The organism is Reyranella sp. (genome assembly GCF_965229815.1).
GTDB lineage: Bacteria > Pseudomonadota > Alphaproteobacteria > Reyranellales > Reyranellaceae > Reyranella.
Genome location: NZ_CBDDJN010000002.1, coordinates 661,461 through 676,399, shown reverse-complemented (window position 1 = coordinate 676,399; position 14,939 = coordinate 661,461). Strand labels below are relative to the sequence as shown.

18 protein-coding genes are annotated in these 14,939 nt (G+C 70.0%); 12 read left to right on the top strand and 6 right to left on the bottom strand.

Annotated elements, in window-relative coordinates; all coding sequences use genetic code 11:
* Position 1 precedes the first annotated feature (1 nt).
* From coaBC to rho, 7 genes are all read left to right on the top strand, one after another.
* On the top strand, positions 2 to 1,231 hold the full coding sequence (gene coaBC / locus ACO073_RS03785; RefSeq protein WP_421995419.1) for a bifunctional phosphopantothenoylcysteine decarboxylase/phosphopantothenate--cysteine ligase CoaBC: 1,230 nt from the start codon (positions 2 to 4) through the stop codon (positions 1,229 to 1,231).
* Positions 1,232 to 1,239: 8 nt separating this feature from the next.
* Entirely contained in the window at positions 1,240 to 1,722 is a 483-nt protein-coding gene (gene dut / locus ACO073_RS03780) for a dUTP diphosphatase (protein ID WP_421995417.1), read from the top strand.
* A gap of 15 nt (positions 1,723 to 1,737) precedes the next feature.
* A complete protein-coding gene (locus tag ACO073_RS03775) occupies positions 1,738 to 2,202 on the top strand; it encodes an RrF2 family transcriptional regulator (RefSeq protein WP_421995415.1) in 465 nt (154 codons plus the stop codon).
* A 190-nt stretch (positions 2,203 to 2,392) separates the two neighbouring features.
* Positions 2,393 to 2,749, top strand: a complete 357-nt coding sequence (locus ACO073_RS03770) for a carboxymuconolactone decarboxylase family protein (RefSeq protein ID WP_421997389.1) — start codon at positions 2,393 to 2,395, stop codon at positions 2,747 to 2,749.
* A gap of 80 nt (positions 2,750 to 2,829) precedes the next feature.
* The gene (locus ACO073_RS03765; RefSeq protein WP_421995413.1) at positions 2,830 to 3,324 is read left to right on the top strand and encodes a GNAT family N-acetyltransferase; all 495 of its coding nucleotides are present in this window, start codon (positions 2,830 to 2,832) and stop codon (positions 3,322 to 3,324) included.
* Positions 3,321 to 4,232 carry an NAD(P)-dependent oxidoreductase gene (locus ACO073_RS03760; protein ID WP_421995411.1) on the top strand — a complete coding sequence of 304 codons (912 nt, stop codon included), beginning with the start codon at positions 3,321 to 3,323 and terminating at the stop codon, positions 4,230 to 4,232. The genes ACO073_RS03765 and ACO073_RS03760 overlap by 4 nt, the downstream gene beginning before the upstream one ends.
* Before the next feature lie 274 nt (positions 4,233 to 4,506).
* Positions 4,507 to 5,883: a transcription termination factor Rho gene (gene rho, locus ACO073_RS03755; protein ID WP_421995409.1), complete on the top strand. Its 1,377-nt coding sequence runs from the start codon at positions 4,507 to 4,509 to the stop codon at positions 5,881 to 5,883.
* A 197-nt stretch (positions 5,884 to 6,080) separates the two neighbouring features.
* On the opposite strand, the gene ACO073_RS03750 is transcribed toward rho, so the two are convergent.
* From ACO073_RS03750 to ACO073_RS03735, 4 genes are read right to left on the bottom strand one after another with little or no spacing between them, the layout of a single operon-like run.
* A complete protein-coding gene (locus tag ACO073_RS03750; protein ID WP_421995407.1) occupies positions 6,081 to 6,503 on the bottom strand; it encodes a PaaI family thioesterase in 423 nt (140 codons plus the stop codon).
* A gap of 2 nt (positions 6,504 to 6,505) precedes the next feature.
* Positions 6,506 to 7,396 (bottom strand): shikimate dehydrogenase, encoded by an 891-nt coding sequence (locus tag ACO073_RS03745; protein ID WP_421995404.1) that lies wholly within the window; start codon positions 7,394 to 7,396, stop codon positions 6,506 to 6,508.
* Entirely contained in the window at positions 7,393 to 8,004 is a 612-nt protein-coding gene (locus ACO073_RS03740) for a Maf family protein (RefSeq protein WP_421995402.1), read from the bottom strand. Before ACO073_RS03740 ends, ACO073_RS03745 begins: the two co-directional genes overlap by 4 nt.
* Positions 8,005 to 8,013: 9 nt before the next feature.
* The gene (locus ACO073_RS03735) at positions 8,014 to 9,132 is read right to left on the bottom strand and encodes a PQQ-dependent sugar dehydrogenase (RefSeq protein ID WP_421995400.1); all 1,119 of its coding nucleotides are present in this window, start codon (positions 9,130 to 9,132) and stop codon (positions 8,014 to 8,016) included.
* Between the two features lie 120 nt (positions 9,133 to 9,252).
* On the opposite strand from ACO073_RS03735, the gene ACO073_RS03730 reads away from it, so the two are divergent.
* Genes ACO073_RS03730 through dnaQ form a run of 3 tightly spaced genes read left to right on the top strand, consistent with a single transcriptional unit; the run spans position 9,253 to position 11,611 of the window.
* Positions 9,253 to 10,230, top strand: coding sequence for a quinone oxidoreductase family protein (locus ACO073_RS03730; RefSeq protein WP_421995398.1), 978 nt, complete (start codon positions 9,253 to 9,255; stop codon positions 10,228 to 10,230).
* A 26-nt stretch (positions 10,231 to 10,256) separates the two neighbouring features.
* Complete coding sequence (coaE, locus tag ACO073_RS03725) at positions 10,257 to 10,919, top strand: dephospho-CoA kinase (protein ID WP_421995396.1); 663 nt, start codon at positions 10,257 to 10,259, stop codon at positions 10,917 to 10,919.
* Between the two features lie 14 nt (positions 10,920 to 10,933).
* Positions 10,934 to 11,611 carry a DNA polymerase III subunit epsilon gene (gene dnaQ / locus ACO073_RS03720; RefSeq protein WP_421995394.1) on the top strand — a complete coding sequence of 226 codons (678 nt, stop codon included), beginning with the start codon at positions 10,934 to 10,936 and terminating at the stop codon, positions 11,609 to 11,611.
* On the opposite strand, the gene secB is transcribed toward dnaQ, so the two are convergent.
* A complete protein-coding gene (secB, locus tag ACO073_RS03715; RefSeq protein WP_421995392.1) occupies positions 11,612 to 12,121 on the bottom strand; it encodes a protein-export chaperone SecB in 510 nt (169 codons plus the stop codon).
* 125 nt (positions 12,122 to 12,246) lie between these two features.
* Here secB and ACO073_RS03710 point away from each other — a divergent pair, with 125 nt between their 5' ends.
* A complete protein-coding gene (locus ACO073_RS03710) occupies positions 12,247 to 13,089 on the top strand; it encodes a gamma-glutamyl-gamma-aminobutyrate hydrolase family protein (protein ID WP_421995390.1) in 843 nt (280 codons plus the stop codon).
* 3 nt (positions 13,090 to 13,092) lie between these two features.
* A complete protein-coding gene (gene gtdA, locus ACO073_RS03705) occupies positions 13,093 to 14,136 on the top strand; it encodes a gentisate 1,2-dioxygenase (protein ID WP_421995388.1) in 1,044 nt (347 codons plus the stop codon).
* Here the strand turns inward: gtdA and ACO073_RS03700 are convergent, their stop codons facing one another.
* On the bottom strand, positions 14,137 to 14,928 hold the full coding sequence (locus ACO073_RS03700) for a DUF4394 domain-containing protein (protein WP_421995386.1): 792 nt from the start codon (positions 14,926 to 14,928) through the stop codon (positions 14,137 to 14,139).
* Positions 14,929 to 14,939 lie beyond the last annotated feature (11 nt).

Genomic DNA, 14,939 nt, shown 5'->3' with positions numbered 1-14,939 from the left:
CATGCTGAAGGGCAAGCGGATCCTGCTGGTCGTCGCGGGCGGCATCGCGGCGTTCAAGTCGCTCGAGCTCGTCCGTCGTCTGCGCGAGCGCGGTGCCGCCGTGCGCTGCGTCCTGACCGAGGCAGGGGCGAAGTTCGTGACGCCGCTGTCGCTGCAGGCGCTGACCGAGGACCGCGTCTATTCCGACATGTTCTCGCTCACCGACGAGAGCGAGATGGGCCACATCCAGCTGTCGCGCGACGCCGACCTGCTGGTGGTGGCGCCGGCGACGGCCAACATCCTGGCGCGCATGGCCGGCGGCCTGGCCGACGACCTGGCGTCCACCGTGCTGCTGGCGACCGACAAGCCCGTGCTGGCGGCGCCGGCGATGAACGTCCGCATGTGGACCCATGCCGCCACCGTCGCCAATGTCGAGACCCTGAGGAAGCGCGGCATCGTCTTCGTCGGTCCCAACGACGGGGCCATGGCCTGCAACGAGTTCGGCCCGGGACGCATGTCGGAGCCGGAGGAGATCGCCGACGCGATCGAAGCGCTGCTGGCGCCCGCGGCGCAGCCGCTGGCCGGCCGGCGGGCCGTCGTCACCTCCGGCCCGACGCGCGAGGCGATCGATCCGGTGCGCTACATCTCCAACCACTCCTCGGGCAAGCAGGGGCACGCCATCGCCGCAGCCCTGGCCCGGCTGGGTGCCGAGGTCGTGCTGGTCAGCGGTCCGGTGGCGCTGGCCGATCCGCCCGGTGTCCGGACCGTTCACGTCGATTCGGCCGACCAGATGCTGGCGGCCTGTACGAGTGCCGGCCGGCTCGACATCGCGGTCTGTGCTGCCGCAGTGGCGGACTGGAAGGCGGCCCTCCCGGCCGCTTCCAAGATCAAGAAGAAGGCCGGCGCGGCGCCGCAGCAGCTCGAGCTGGCGCCCAATCCCGACATCCTGGCGACGCTGTCGCGGCCGGGGCCGCAGCGGCCGGCCCTGGTGGTGGGCTTCGCCGCCGAGACCGAGAACCTGGTCGCCAACGCCATCGACAAGCGCCAGCGCAAGGGCTGCGACTGGATCGTCGCCAACGACGTGTCGCCCAGCACCGGCACGTTCGGCGGCGACCGCAACACGGTCCATCTGATCAGCGCCGCGGGTGTCGAGGACTGGCCGACCCTGTCCAAGGACGATGTCGCTCTGCGGCTCGCCGGACGAATCGCCCTGCATTTCGGTCGCCCCTCCGAGGCGGCCGCCGCGGAATGAGCCCGGACATGACGGGGGTAGAGATCGTGGAGATCGAGGTGGTCCGGCTGCCGCATGCCCGCGATCTCGACCTGCCGGCCTACGCCACGGCCGCGGCGGCGGGCGCCGACCTGCTGGCCGCCATCGAGGGCGAGATCGTGCTCGGGCCGCTCGAACGCCAGATCGTGCCGACCGGCATCGCCATCGCCCTTCCGGTGGGCTTCGAGGCCCAGGTGCGTCCCCGTTCGGGACTGGCGGCCAAGAGCGGCATCACCGTCGCCAATGCGCCGGGCACCATCGATGCCGACTATCGCGGCGAGATCGGCGTCATCCTGGTCAACCTGTCGAACCAGCCGTTTCGCATCACGCGCGGCATGCGAATTGCACAGATGATTGTGGCCCGGCATGCCCGGGCAGCGTGGCGTGAGGTCGGCGAGCTCGATCGGACGGCACGCGGCGCCGGTGGTTTCGGCTCAACAGGGGTGGGAGTCGGACCGGCCAGAAACGCCTGAGGAGTGACGCTGCCAATGCCTCGGCTGAGCAAGAAGACCATGTTTGCGATCGAGGCCGTGCTCGACGTGGCCTACCATGTCGGCGAGCACCCGGTGCGCAGCGGCGACATCACCGAGCGGCAGCGCATCCCGAAGCGATATCTCGAGCAGGTGCTGCAGCATCTGGTGCGGGCCGGAATCCTCTCCGGCAAGCGCGGCCCGCGCGGCGGCTATCGGCTGGGCCGCGACCAGGGCTCCATCACTCTCGGCGAGGTGGTGCGCGTGGTGCGCCGGCTGGAAGCCGAGACGGAACCCAACGATCCGGCGACCGGCTCGCCGCTCGCCCACGAGATCGTCTGGCCGATGTGGGAGAAGCTGCGCGACGACATGATGGCGCAGCTCGACAACATCACCATCGAGGATCTCTGCCAGGCGGCGCGGGCCAAGGGCCTCGCCGCCACCGCCGTCCGCCAGCAGGCCCACGGGCAGCTCACGATCTGATCGACTGGGCTGATCGCGCGGCCGGATTGGCAAGACGCGTTCGGCCGGTTCCAGCGGGACTCGCGATGCTCTAGGCTCCGCTCCGTTCACTGAACCGGAGGAGAGTCGGACCATGGCCAAGGCCAAAGCCAAGGCAGCAGCGAAGAAAGCCAAGCCCAACCCGCGCAACAAGAAGCTCTACGACGAGGGCATGAAGGTGCGCAAAGCCGTGCTGGGCGCCGGCTACGTCGACAACTCGCTGGCGGGCGCCGCCAACGACGACTTCATGATGTCGTTCCAGGACGTCACCACGGAATACTGCTGGGGCTATGTCTGGACCCGTCCGGGCCTGCCCAAGAAGACGCGCTCGATGCTGAATCTCGCCATGCTGGCGGCGCTCAACCGCGGCCCCGAGCTCAAGCTGCACATCAACGGGGCACTGAACAACGGGCTGAGCAAGGAGGAGATCAAGGAGATCTTCCTGCAGGTCGCGATCTACTGCGGCATCCCCGCCAGCCTCGACGCCTTCAAGACCGCCAGCGCGGTCTTCAAGGAACGCGGGATCTGATCCCGCGGGGAGTGCGGCCCAGGCCGCACTCCCCTGACGTTTCGGCGGAGAATTGCGGGAGGCGCCGTTCCGGCGATGGCATGACCAAGGTGTCGATCCGTCTCGCCGCGGCCGGCGAGGAGGCCGGCCTCACCGCGCTCTGCCTGCGCTCAAAGGCGCATTGGGGCTACGACCGCGCATTCATGGCGCAATGCATGTCGTCGCTCGCGGTCAGCGTCGACGATGTCGCCGCCGGTCGCGTTCTGGTCGCCGTCGACCAAGCCGGCCGCGCGGTCGGCATGGCCTGCGTGCGGCCGGACGGGGAGGTGGCGGATCTCGATGCCCTGTTCGTGGACCCGCCGGCGATCGGCGGCGGCGCGGGCCGGCGCCTGTTCGCGGCGGCGGCTGCGCTGGCCCGCGGCCTCGGCGCCCGGCGCCTCACCATCCTCGCCGATCCCCATGCCGCCGCCTTCTACGAGCGGCTGGGCGCGCGCTTCCTGCGAAACGCGCCGTCCGACGCCATTCCCGGCCGCACGCTGCCCCTCTATGAATACGACCTCACGCACCAGAACCTGACGTCGGGGACCGCCGCATGACCACGCTTTCGCCGCCCGCCACCATCGCCTTCATCGGGCTGGGCATGATGGGCCGTCCCATGGCGGCACGCCTCGCCGAGGCCGGCTTCACGCTGCGCCTCTACGACCTGTCGCAGAAGGCGGTGTCGGACTTCATCGGCGCCCATCCCTCGGCCCTGGCGACGGCCTCGCCGAAGGCTGCCGTCCAGGGGGCCGATGCGGTGATCACCATGCTGCCTGACGGCAAGGCGGTCCGGCAGGCGCTGATCGAAGGCCGCGATGCAGCGCGCGAAGGCATGGCGGCGGGCACGATCGCCATCGACATGAGCTCGTCCAATCCGGTCGACACGCAGAAGCTCGCCCGCGACCTCGCTGCGTCGGGCGTCGCCCTGCTCGACGCGCCGGTGTCGGGCGGCGTGAAGCGCGCCATCGACGGCTCGCTGTCGATCATGGTCGGCGGCTCGGCCGCCGATCTCGAGCGGGCGCGCCCGGCCTTCGCCGCCATGGGCAAGACGATCACGCTCTGCGGCCCGGCCGGCGCCGGCCATGCGCTGAAGGCCTTGAACAACTTCCTTTCGGCGGCCGGCCTGATGGCGATGTGCGAGGCGCTGGTGGTCGGCGAGGCCTTCGGCCTCGACCCCGGCACCATGGTCGACGTGTTCAACACCTCGACCGGCAAGAGCAACGCCACCGAAGTCAAGGGTCGCCAGTTCGTCGTGCCGCGCAACTTCGCCGCCGGCTTCACGACGGCGTTGATGGCCAAGGATCTCAGGACCGCGGGCGAGGTCGCGCGCCATCTCGAGCTCAACGTGCCGATGCTGCAGCAGGCGGTCGACTACTGGCGCGACGCCGACGGCAAGCTGGGCAAGGGCGCCGACCATACCGAGATCTTCCGCTACGCCGAGATGCTGGCCGAGAAGAAGGGCTGAAGGCGCCGCCGGCCGTCCGGGCGAGCCGGCGATGAAGCGCCGGGCCGCCGCGTATGGCGGTCAGAAGGCGCTCTCGACGGGCCCGGCGGCCGGTCCAAGACGGCTTTGACAGGCCCGGACGGTCCCTGTACATACCGGCCACCCGGAGCCCCTGGCGCCGCCTCCCGGCGGTGATCGACGGGGCTCCACCTAGACCGACACGATGCAATTTGGACTTTCCGCTCTGGGCGGCTCCGCGCGCGTGCGTCATTTCCCCTGAACCCGACCAAAGAACATGAATCTCGAAGACCTCAAGAAGAAGAAACCGCCCGAGCTCCTCGCCTTCGCCGAGGAACAGGGCGTCGAAGGCGCCGCCATGATGCGCCGCCAGGAGCTGATGTTCGCCATCCTCCAGAAGCTGGCGGCCGCCGACCAGGCGATCTTCGGCAGCGGCACCATCGAGGTGGCGCCCGACGGCTTCGGCTACCTGCGCTCGATGGAGGCCAACTACCTTCCCGGCGCCGACGACATCTACGTCAGCCCGACCCAGGTCCGCCGCTTCGGCCTGCGCACCGGCGACACGGTCGAGGGCGAGATCCGCGCGCCGAAGGACGGCGAGCGCTACTTCGCCATGGTGCAGATCAACAAGGTCAACTTCGACGATCCCGAGTCGCTGCGCCACCGCATCAACTTCGATTCGCTGACCCCGCTCTATCCCGACGAGAAGCTGAAGCTCGAGATGGAAGGCGCGGGCGTCATGGCCCCGACCATCTCCGAGGAGCAGTCGAGCTCGCGCGCCACCTCGTCCGGCCGCGTCAGCACCGGCCGGCGGACCGGCACGCTCACCAAGAAGGCGGCCTCGACGCCGCAGCAGCAGCTCGACATCTCGACCCGCGTGATCGACCTGATCGCGCCGATCGGCAAGGGCCAGCGCGCCCTGATCGTCTCGCCGCCGCGCACCGGCAAGACGGTGCTGATGCAGAACATCGCGCACGCCATCACGGCCAACAATCCCGAGGTCTACCTCATGGTCCTGCTCGTCGACGAGCGGCCGGAGGAAGTGACCGACATGCAGCGCACGGTGAAGGGCGAGGTCGTGAGCTCGACCTTCGACGAGCCGGCGAGCCGCCATGTCGCCGTCGCCGAGATGGTGATCGAGAAGGCCAAGCGCCTGGTCGAGCACAAGAAGGACGTGGTGATCCTGCTCGATTCGATCACGCGCCTCGGCCGCGCCTACAACACCGTCGTCCCCAGCTCCGGCAAGGTGCTCACGGGCGGCGTCGACGCCAATGCCCTGCAGCGGCCCAAGCGCTTCTTCGGCGCCGCGCGCAACATCGAGGAGGGCGGCTCGCTCACCATCATCGCCACGGCGCTGATCGACACCGGCAGCCGCATGGACGAGGTGATCTTCGAGGAGTTCAAGGGCACCGGTAACTCCGAAATCATCCTCGACCGCAAGGTCGCCGACAAGCGCACCTTCCCGGCCATCGACATCACCAAGTCGGGCACCCGCAAGGAAGAGCTGCTGGTCGACCGCGCGACGCTGTCGAAGATGTGGGTGCTGCGCCGCATCCTCATGCCGATGGGCGCCGTCGATGCCATCGAGTTCCTGCTCGACAAGCTGCGCACGGCGAAGACCAACCAGGACTTCTTCAGCTCGATGAACCAGTAGACGGTTGCAGCGATAGACCTGGCCGGAGTTTCGCCGTCGTCCCGACCAAGGCCCCCCTCGACTTCGCTCGGGATAAACTCGGGCCGCGCGGAGGGACCTCGTTTCTACGACAAGCCGAATATTGTGGAGGGAAGGTCCCTCCACTTCGCGCTTTGCGCTCCGGTTGGGACGACGAACCGGGCTGAAGTGTTCGTGCTTCAGGCAGGCCGGTCGCCGCTGCGGGCGAAGACCGCGGACGCATGCACGATGCGCTCGCCGTTGCACATCAGGTAGCAGTTGGCGAAGGCCAGGCGCCCGCCGACCTTGTGGACGTCGACATGGGCCTCGACCCAGTCGCCGACCTTGGCCGAACCCGCGAAGTCGGTCGTGACGCTGGCCGTCGTCAGCATCGGCGACGGCGTGCGGCTGCGGGTCGTGCGGTAGCCCAGCGCAATGTCGCACAGCGTCATCAGCAGGCCGCCATGGGCGCTGCCGCGCGCGTTGGCGTGGCGTGGCAGGATGCGCAGGCCGACCACGAAGGTCCCGTCGCCGTTGTCGCGCCAGAAGAACGGCCCGTTGTGCTCGAGGAAGGGGCTGGTGCGGAACAGCGGCTCGAAGCCCTCGGGCGGTGCCGGATCCATGCTCACAGCCCCAGGTCGACGGCGACGGCGCGGCGCTGCTCGGGCGTGACGTCGACCGCGACGCCGAACCAGGCCTCGAAGCCCGGCCGGCCCTGGTGCAGCAGCATGCCGAGCCCGTCGATGCAGAGATTGCCGCGCGCCCGGGCCGCCGCCAGCAGCGCGGTCTCGAGCGGCACGTAGACGATGTCGTAGACCGCCGCCGTGTGCGGCAGGTGCGCGAGGTCGAGGTCGAGCTGCGGCTGGCCCTTCATCCCGAGCGACGTGGTGTTGACGAGCAGGTTTGCGCCGGCCAGCGCCTCGGCGCGATCCTGCCACGCCTCGATGACGATCTGGCGGCCGTCGGACGGGGTGAAGGCGACCCCGAGGTCGATGGCGGTGCTGCGCGTGCGATTGACCAGCCGCAGCTCGGGCACGCCGGCATCGACCAGCGCCGCCACGACGGCGCGGGCGGCGCCCCCGGCGCCCAGCACGACCGCCGGCCCGGCCTGCGGGCGCCAGTGCGGCGCGTTGTAGCGCAGCGCCTCGAGGAAGCCGAACCCGTCGCTGTTGCGCCCTTCGAGCGTACCGTCGGGACGCTTGATCACCGTGTTCACGGCGCCGATCCGGGCCGCGCCCGCATGGACATGGTCCAGCAGCGGCATGATCTCGATCTTGTGCGGCAGGGTGAGGTTGCAGCCGCGGGCGTTGGGCGTGCGCTTGAGGAAGGCCACGAGTTCCTCGAGGGCGGCGCGGCGCGGCTCGACCGGCAGGCGGCCGTAGTAGCCGTCGATGCGGTGGTGCTTCAGCCAGTAGCCGTGCAGGGCCGGCGAGCGCGAATGCTCGACCGGCCAGCCCACGATGGCGGCGAACGGCCGGCCCGCGGCTTCCTCCAGGAGCTTTTCATACGCGTTCATGGCGAGGCCTCCAGGCCGATCCCGTGCCCGGCGAGGAAGACCAGCAGCGGCAGCAGCGGCAGGCCGAGCACGGTGAAATAGTCGCCGTCGATGCGGCTGAACAGGTGGGCGCCCAGACCTTCGAGCTGGTAGGCGCCGACCGAGGCGCAGACCGCCTCGCCCGCCCGCGCCAGGTAGGCATCCAGGAAGGACGGGCTGAGCGGACGCATGGTGAGACGGCCGGCCTGCGCCGTATGCCACAGGCGGGCGCCATTGCGCGCCACGACGGCGGCGGACACGAGCTCGTGGGTGCGCCCGCCCAGCGCCGCGAGCTGGTCGCGGGCGGCGGCAAGGGTCCCGGGCTTGTCGTACAGCCGGCCCTCGCAGGCCAACGTCGAATCGGCACCGATCACCAGCGCGTCCGGGCGGCGCTGCGACACGCGGAGCGCCTTCATCTCGGCCAGCGTGCTGGCGACGTCGCGCGCCGAGGCGCGCTCGGCGGTGAGGCTCAGCTTCACCTCGTCCTCGTCGACGCCCGACGGTTCGACGTCGAAGGACAGGCCGGCGTTCAGCAGCATCTGGCGCCGGGACGGGCTGGCGGAGGCGAGGATGAGGGCAGGCGGGGCCATGGACGCGTTCTAGGCCGGTTCGAGGCGATAGAGGCCGCCGTCGTCGGCATGGGTGACGATGTAGAGGAGCCCGTCGGGCCCCTCGCGCACGTCGCGGATATAGGGAAGCCGGTCGGCGAGCAATCGCTCCTCGCCGGTCCAGCGCTCGCCGTCCACGCCGATGCGGAACAGCGCGAAGTTGGACAGCGCCCCGGTGAAGGCCGAGCCCTGCCACGCCGGAAAGCGATTGCCGGTGTAGAAGGCGAGGCCGCTGGGCGAGATCGAGGGCACCCAGACCCTCACCGGGTCCTTCATGCCGGGCAGGCTCTTGTTCGGGCTGATGACGGCGCCGCTGTAGTCGATGCCGTGGGTGGCGCGCGGCCAGCCGTAATTGGCGCCGGCCTCGAGCAGGTTGAGCTCGTCGCCGCCGCGCGGGCCGTGCTCGACGGCCCACATGCGGCCGGTGACGGGGTGCATCGCCAGTCCCTGCGGGTTGCGATGGCCCCAGGTGAAGATCTCCGACCGCGCGCCGTCCCGTCCGACGAAGGGATTGTCGGGCGGCACCGAGCCGTCGTCGCGCAGCCGCAGGATCTTGCCGCCGAGGTCGCCGAGGTCCTGCGCCCGCTGCATCTGGTAGCGCTCGCCGGCCGTCACGTAGAGCAGGCCGGCGCGATCGAAGGCCAGGCGCGAGCCGAAATGCAGGCCGCCCGAGGTCCGCGGCAGGGCCTCGAAGATCCGCGCGAGACCGCGCAGGCTGCCGTCCCGGTACTCGGCGCGGGCGACGGTGGTGGCGGCGCCGCCGGCGCCTTCGGCGGAGTAGGAGAGATAGAGCACCCGGTTGCCGGCGAAGCCGGGATGCAGGCAGACGTCGAGCAGCCCACCCTGGCCGCGGGCGTAGACCCTGGGCAGGCCGCCGACCGGTGCGCGCTCCAGCCGGCCGTTGGCGAAGACGCGCAGGCGGCCCGGCCGCTCGGTGATCATCAGGCGCCCGTCGGGCAGGAAGGCGATCGACCAGGGCTGCTCGAGATCGCGGGTGAGGGTGACCAGCCGGTAGCGCGTCCCGTTGCTCGTCATCACGTCCTGGGAATGCGCGATCGCCGGTGCCGCCAGGGCACCGGTTGCGCTCAGGATGAAGCGGCGTCTCTGCATCGAATCTCCCGCGAAAGGGCTCCCGTTCTCGGGACAGGCTGGCGCGCGCCGGGCCCGCCACTATACTCGACGCCTTTCGCCCATGGGCGTTGCCGGAAGGCCGAGAACGGGGAGCAAGAAATGTCCAAGTCGATCCTGATGCATGAAAATGGCGGACCCGAGAAGATGAAGCTCGAGGAGGTCGATGTCGGCAAGCCCGGCCCCGGCCAAGTCAAGGTCCGGCAGACCGCCATCGGGCTGAACTTCATCGACGTCTACACGCGCTCGGGCCTCTACCAGACGCCGCTGCCCAACGCCGTGGGCCGCGAGGCGGCCGGCGTGATCGTCGAGGTCGGCCCGCGGGTGAAGGGCTTCAAGAAGGGCGATCGCGTCGCCTATTGCGGGGTGCTGGGCGCCTACTGCGAGGAGCGCCTCATGGGCACCGACCAGCTCGTGAAGGTACCGAAGGGCGTCAGCGACGAGCAGGCCGCCGCGATCATGCTGAAGGGCATGACCACCGAGTACCTGGTCGACCACTGCGCCAAGCCCTGGCTGAAGAAGGGCGACATCGTCCTGTTCCACGCCGCGGCCGGCGGCGTCGGCCTGCTGTTCGGCCAGTGGGCCAAGGCGCGCGGCTACAAGGCGATCGGCACCGTCTCCTCGCCCGAGAAAGCCGCGCTGGCCAAGAAGAACGGGTACAAGTGGGTGATCGACTACACCAAGGAGGACGTGGTCGCCGCGGTGAAGAAGATCACCAAGGGAAAGGGCGTGCCGGTCGTGTTCGACGGCGTCGGCAAGGACACCTGGAATGCCTCGCTCGACTGCCTGCAGCCGCGCGGCCTGATGTGCTCGTTCGGCAACGCGTCGGGCGCCGTTCCGCCGCAGTCGCCGGGCATCCTCAACGCCAAGGGCTCGCTCTACCTGACCCGGCCGAGCCTCGGCGCCTATACCGCCACCCGCAAGGATCTCGAGGCCAGCGCCAACTCGCTGTTCAAGATGGTCAAGAGCGGCAAGGTCAAGATCGCTATTGACCAGCATTACCCGCTGGGCGAGGCGGCCCAGGCCCATCGCGACCTCGAATCGCGCAAGACGACCGGCCAGACCATCCTGGTTCCCTGACCGACTCGCGACGCGTTCCCGCTGCGATGGTGATCGTCGGCCTGACCGGCTCCATCGGCATGGGCAAGTCCACGGCCGCGCGCATGCTGCGGCAGATGGGCGTGCCCGTGTACGACGCCGACGCCGCCGTGCACGCGCTGCAGGCGCCCGGCGGGCCGGCCCTGCCGGCGATCGAGGCGGCCTTCCCCGGCGTGGTGAAGGACGGCGTGCTCGATCGGCAGGCGCTGGGCGCGCGCGTGTTCGGCAACAAGGAGGCGCTGCGCCGCCTCGAGGCGATCGTCCATCCGCTGGTCGGCCAGCGCCAGCGGGCGTTCCTGCGGCGTGCCGCCCGGCGCGGCGACAGGCTGGTCGTACTCGACATTCCGCTCCTGTTCGAAGGGATGGGCGAGCGTCGCGTCGACGCGACGCTGGTGGTCAGCGCCCCGGCCTTCCTGCAACGCCGCCGCGTGCTGGCGCGGCCGGGCATGACGCCGGAGCGGCTGGCGGGAATCCTGCGACAGCAGGTGCCGGACGCCGTGAAGCGTCGCAAGGCCGATATCGTCATCCCGACCGGCCTGGGGCTGGCACCGACGCGGGCGGCGCTCGTCCGCGCTGTCTCCTGCCTGAAGGCGCTGCCCGGCCGCGCCTGGCCGCCCGATCCGTGGCGGGAGAAATTCACAGCCCGGCTCGCGCGGGCGCGCCGCGGATAGGCTACAAGGCGGGGATGCGCGAAATCGTCCTCGACACCGAAACGACCGGCCTCGACCCTCTCGCCGGTCATCGGGTGGTCGAGATCGGCTGCATCGAGCTCGTCAACACGGTAGCGACCGGCCGGACCTTCCACGCCTACTTCAATCCCGAGATGCTGATGCCGGCCGGCGCGCAGGACATCCACGGGCTAAGCGACGAGTTCCTGTCCGACAAGCCGCTTTTCGCCGACAAGGTGCACGAGCTGATGGAATTCATCGGCGACGCCCAGCTCGTCATCCACAATGCGCAGTTCGACATCGGCTTCATCAACGCCGAGCTGGAGCGCGTCGGGCGGCCGAAGCTGGTCAACGCCTATGTCGACACGGTCTCGGTCGCGCGGCGCAAGTTTCCCGGCCAGCGCGCCAGCCTGGACGCGCTGTGCGAGCGCTTCAGCATCGACAATTCGCGCCGCACCAAGCACGGCGCGCTGCTCGATTCGGAGCTGCTGGCGGAGGTCTATCTCGAGCTGAGCGGCGGTCGCCAGCGCGACCTCGGCCTGGCGGCCGAGGCAGGGGGCGCGATCGCCGGCGTGCTGGTGGTAACCGACCGGCCGGTGCGGCCGCCGCGGCCGCATGCGCCCAGCGCGGCCGAGCTCGCGGCCCACGCTGCCTTTCTGAGCCAGATCAGTGAGCCGCTCTGGCTGAGAGCCTGATCAGGCGTGCCCGACCGGTCCTTCGGTGACGCCGGGGACCTTGCCGCCATTGGCCTCGAGCTGCTGGCGGTAGAGCGCCACGAAATCGACGGGCGCGATGTTGAGCGGCGGAAAACCCGCCTCGCGGGTGGCGTTGGCGACGACGGCGCGGGCGAAGGGGAAGAGCAGCCGCGGCGTCTCGATGAACAGCAGCGGGCCGAACGCATCCTGCGGCACCTCGCCCAGGGTCACCGTGCCGGCATAGACCAGCTCGAGCATGAACAGCGGCTCGTCCTTCGGCGTCTTGGCGGTCGCCTCGATCGACAGCGCGACCTCGAAGGTCTTGGCGTCGAACTGGCGGTTGGTCACCTGGACGTTCAGCGTGAGCTGCGGCTGCGTCTGCTCGATCAGGCTCTGCGGCGCCCGCGGGTTCTCGAAGCTGAGATCCTTGATGTACTGGCCGTGCATGATCAGCGGCGCGTTGGGGGCCTGCTGGGGCGGCGGGGTCTGCGGCGGGGGGACGTTGGTCATGGCGTTCTTTCGCTGTTTCTGCGCGGGCGGTACCACGCAGGGCTGTACTGCACAAGGCGCGGGCAGACGCATTGGCGGGCCGATTGCAAAGCAGCGGATCAGTGACGATTATAGAAGATTATTTCATGCACGGCCCGGCTGAGGACATGTCGCCCGCAACCCTGCGCCCGCTGGTGGGCATCACCGCCTGTCTCAAGGAAAATGGCCGCGGCGGCTGGCACCATACGGTCGGCGAGAAGTACGTCCGGGCGGCCATCCAGGCCGTCGGCGGCCTGCCGGTCCTGGTCCCGGCGATCGGCCCGGAACTGGGCGGCGATGTCGCCGCGACGACGGAAGCGCTCGACCGGCTGCTCGAGGCCATGGACGGCGTGCTGCTGACCGGCAGCCCGTCGAACGTCGAGCCGCATCACTATGGCGGGCCGGCGAGCCGCAACGGCACCGCGCACGATCCGGCGCGCGACGCCACCACTCTGCCGATGATCCGTCATGCCATCGAGCGCGGCGTGCCGCTGTTCGCGATCTGCCGCGGCGCGCAGGAGATGAACGTGGCGCTGGGCGGCACGCTCCATCAGCTCGTGCACGAGGTCGAAGGCCGCCGCGACCATCGCTCGCTGCGGACGCCCGACGTCGACGTCAACTACGGTCCGGCCCATGCCATCGACATCGCCGAGGGCGGCCTGCTGCATCGGCTGCTGGGCGAGCGCCGCGTCACCGTGAACTCGCTGCACGCCCAGGGCGTCGACCGTCTGGCCGCGCGCGCCCGGCTCGAGGCGGTCGCCGAGGACGGCCAGGTCGAGGCCTTCAGCGTTCCCGACGCGCCGGCCTTCGCGCTCGCCCTGCAGTGGCATCCCGAGCACCGGGCGCTGGAGAATCCGGTGTCGAGGAAGCTGTTCGACGCGTTCGCCGCCGCCTGCCGGGCCCGCGCCGCCGCGCGGCTCGCGCCAGGCCTGCGCGCCGCCGCGGAGTAGGGGATGGCCGGGCCAACTTCCGGCAACAACGCGCGCCGCGACTTCTACGAGCGGATCGGCGGGCTCTCGATGGCGCCGCTGTGGGAATCGCTGCATCAGCTCGTGCCGCCGCGGCCGGCGCCGCGCTACGAGCCGGCCCACTGGGACTACGACGCGGTGCGTCCGTTCCTCATGGAATCGGGATCGCTGATCACCGCCAAGGAAGCGGTGCGCCGCGTGCTCATCCTGGAGAATCCGGCGATGTCCGGCAGCGCCTGCATCACGCCAACGCTCTATGCCGGCCTGCAGCTCATCCTGCCGGGCGAGGTTGCGCCCAGCCATCGCCACACCCAGTCGGCGCTGCGCTTCATCGTCGAGGGCAACGGCGCCTACACCGCCGTCGACGGCGAGCGCACGGTGATGCGCGAGGGCGACTTCGTCATCACGCCGACCTGGACCTGGCACGACCACGGCAACGAATCGAGCGAGCCCATGGTCTGGCTCGACGGGCTCGACATTCCGCTGGTGGCGATGTTCAACGCCGGCTTCGCCGAGAACGGCGACAGCGACGAGCAGCCGATCACGACGCCCGAGGGCACGTCGGACGCCCGCTTCGCCCAGGGCCTGCTGCCGGTCGACTGGAAGCCCGGCCGCCAGACCTCGCCGATCTTCAACTATCCCTACGCCCGCACGCGCGAGGCGCTGGCCGGGCTCGCCAAGGCCGGTCCGCCCGATCCCTGCCACGGCCACAAGCTGCGCTACGTCAACCCGGCGAGCGGCGGCGCGCCGATCGCCACCATGGGCACCTTCATGCAGCTCCTGCCCGCGGGCTTCGAGACCGCGCCCTACCGCAGCACCGACGGCACCGTCTTCTCGGTGGTCGAGGGGGAGGGCGAGAGCACGATCGGCGGTCGGACCTTCCGCTGGAAGAAGCGCGACCATTTCGTCGTGCCGAGCTGGGCGACAGTCGAGCACCGCGCCGGAACCGACGCGGTGCTCTTCTCCTTCTCCGATCGCCCCGTGCAGGAGCGGCTCGACCTGTGGCGCGAGGATCGCGGCGGGAAGTAGCTACTTCCAGACGGCGATGTCGACGACCTTGCCGTTCATGCCCTTGATCTTGCCGAGCTCCGTCGCCTTGCCGTTGGCGAGATCGACCGTGTAGAGCGTCCCGCCGGCCAGGAGATAGGCGGTGTTCTTTCCTTCGGTCTCCGTGTCGACGTCGATCGCGGCGTCGGCGAGGCCGGTAGCGGCGACGGCGCCCCTGGTCTTGAGCACGCCGTCGTTCGGCGGATGCTGCAGCACCAGCGATCCGGTGCCGCCGTCGACGTGATACAGCTCGGTGCTCTTGGTGCCCTTGACCGAGTTGGTGTAGGCGCCGGCCGCCACCGTCGGTGTCTTGCCATTGGCGGAATCGGCGGCGTCGTAGTTCAGCGTCTTGTCGACGATGGTGGCGCCGGTGTCGACATTGACGCGCAGGTTCGTGCCGTCGGCGCCGATCACGCGCAGACGGTCGGCGGCGGGGTTGAAGTCGACCACCGGACGGGGCCCGAGCGCCTTCTTCTCCGACAGCATGCTGCCGCCGGCGGCCTTGCCGCTCTTGTGGTCGATCGTGACGAGCTGTCCCGCCTCGGTCAGGCCGTAGAGCTTGCCATCGGCCGGCCTCTGGTCGATGCCGACGACCTTGTCGGCTCCGCTGATCGCCATCGGCGCGGCGGCTGCCAGCGTCGCGGTGTCGATCATCACCAGCCGGTTGTCGGCGGTGAGGCCGATCAGGGTCGCGGCCTGGGCGGTCGCGGCCGCGACCGCGAAGGCCACGATCGATGTGCCGCCGAGAATTCCCAGCCTGGTCTTGAACGTCATGGCGTCTCCTC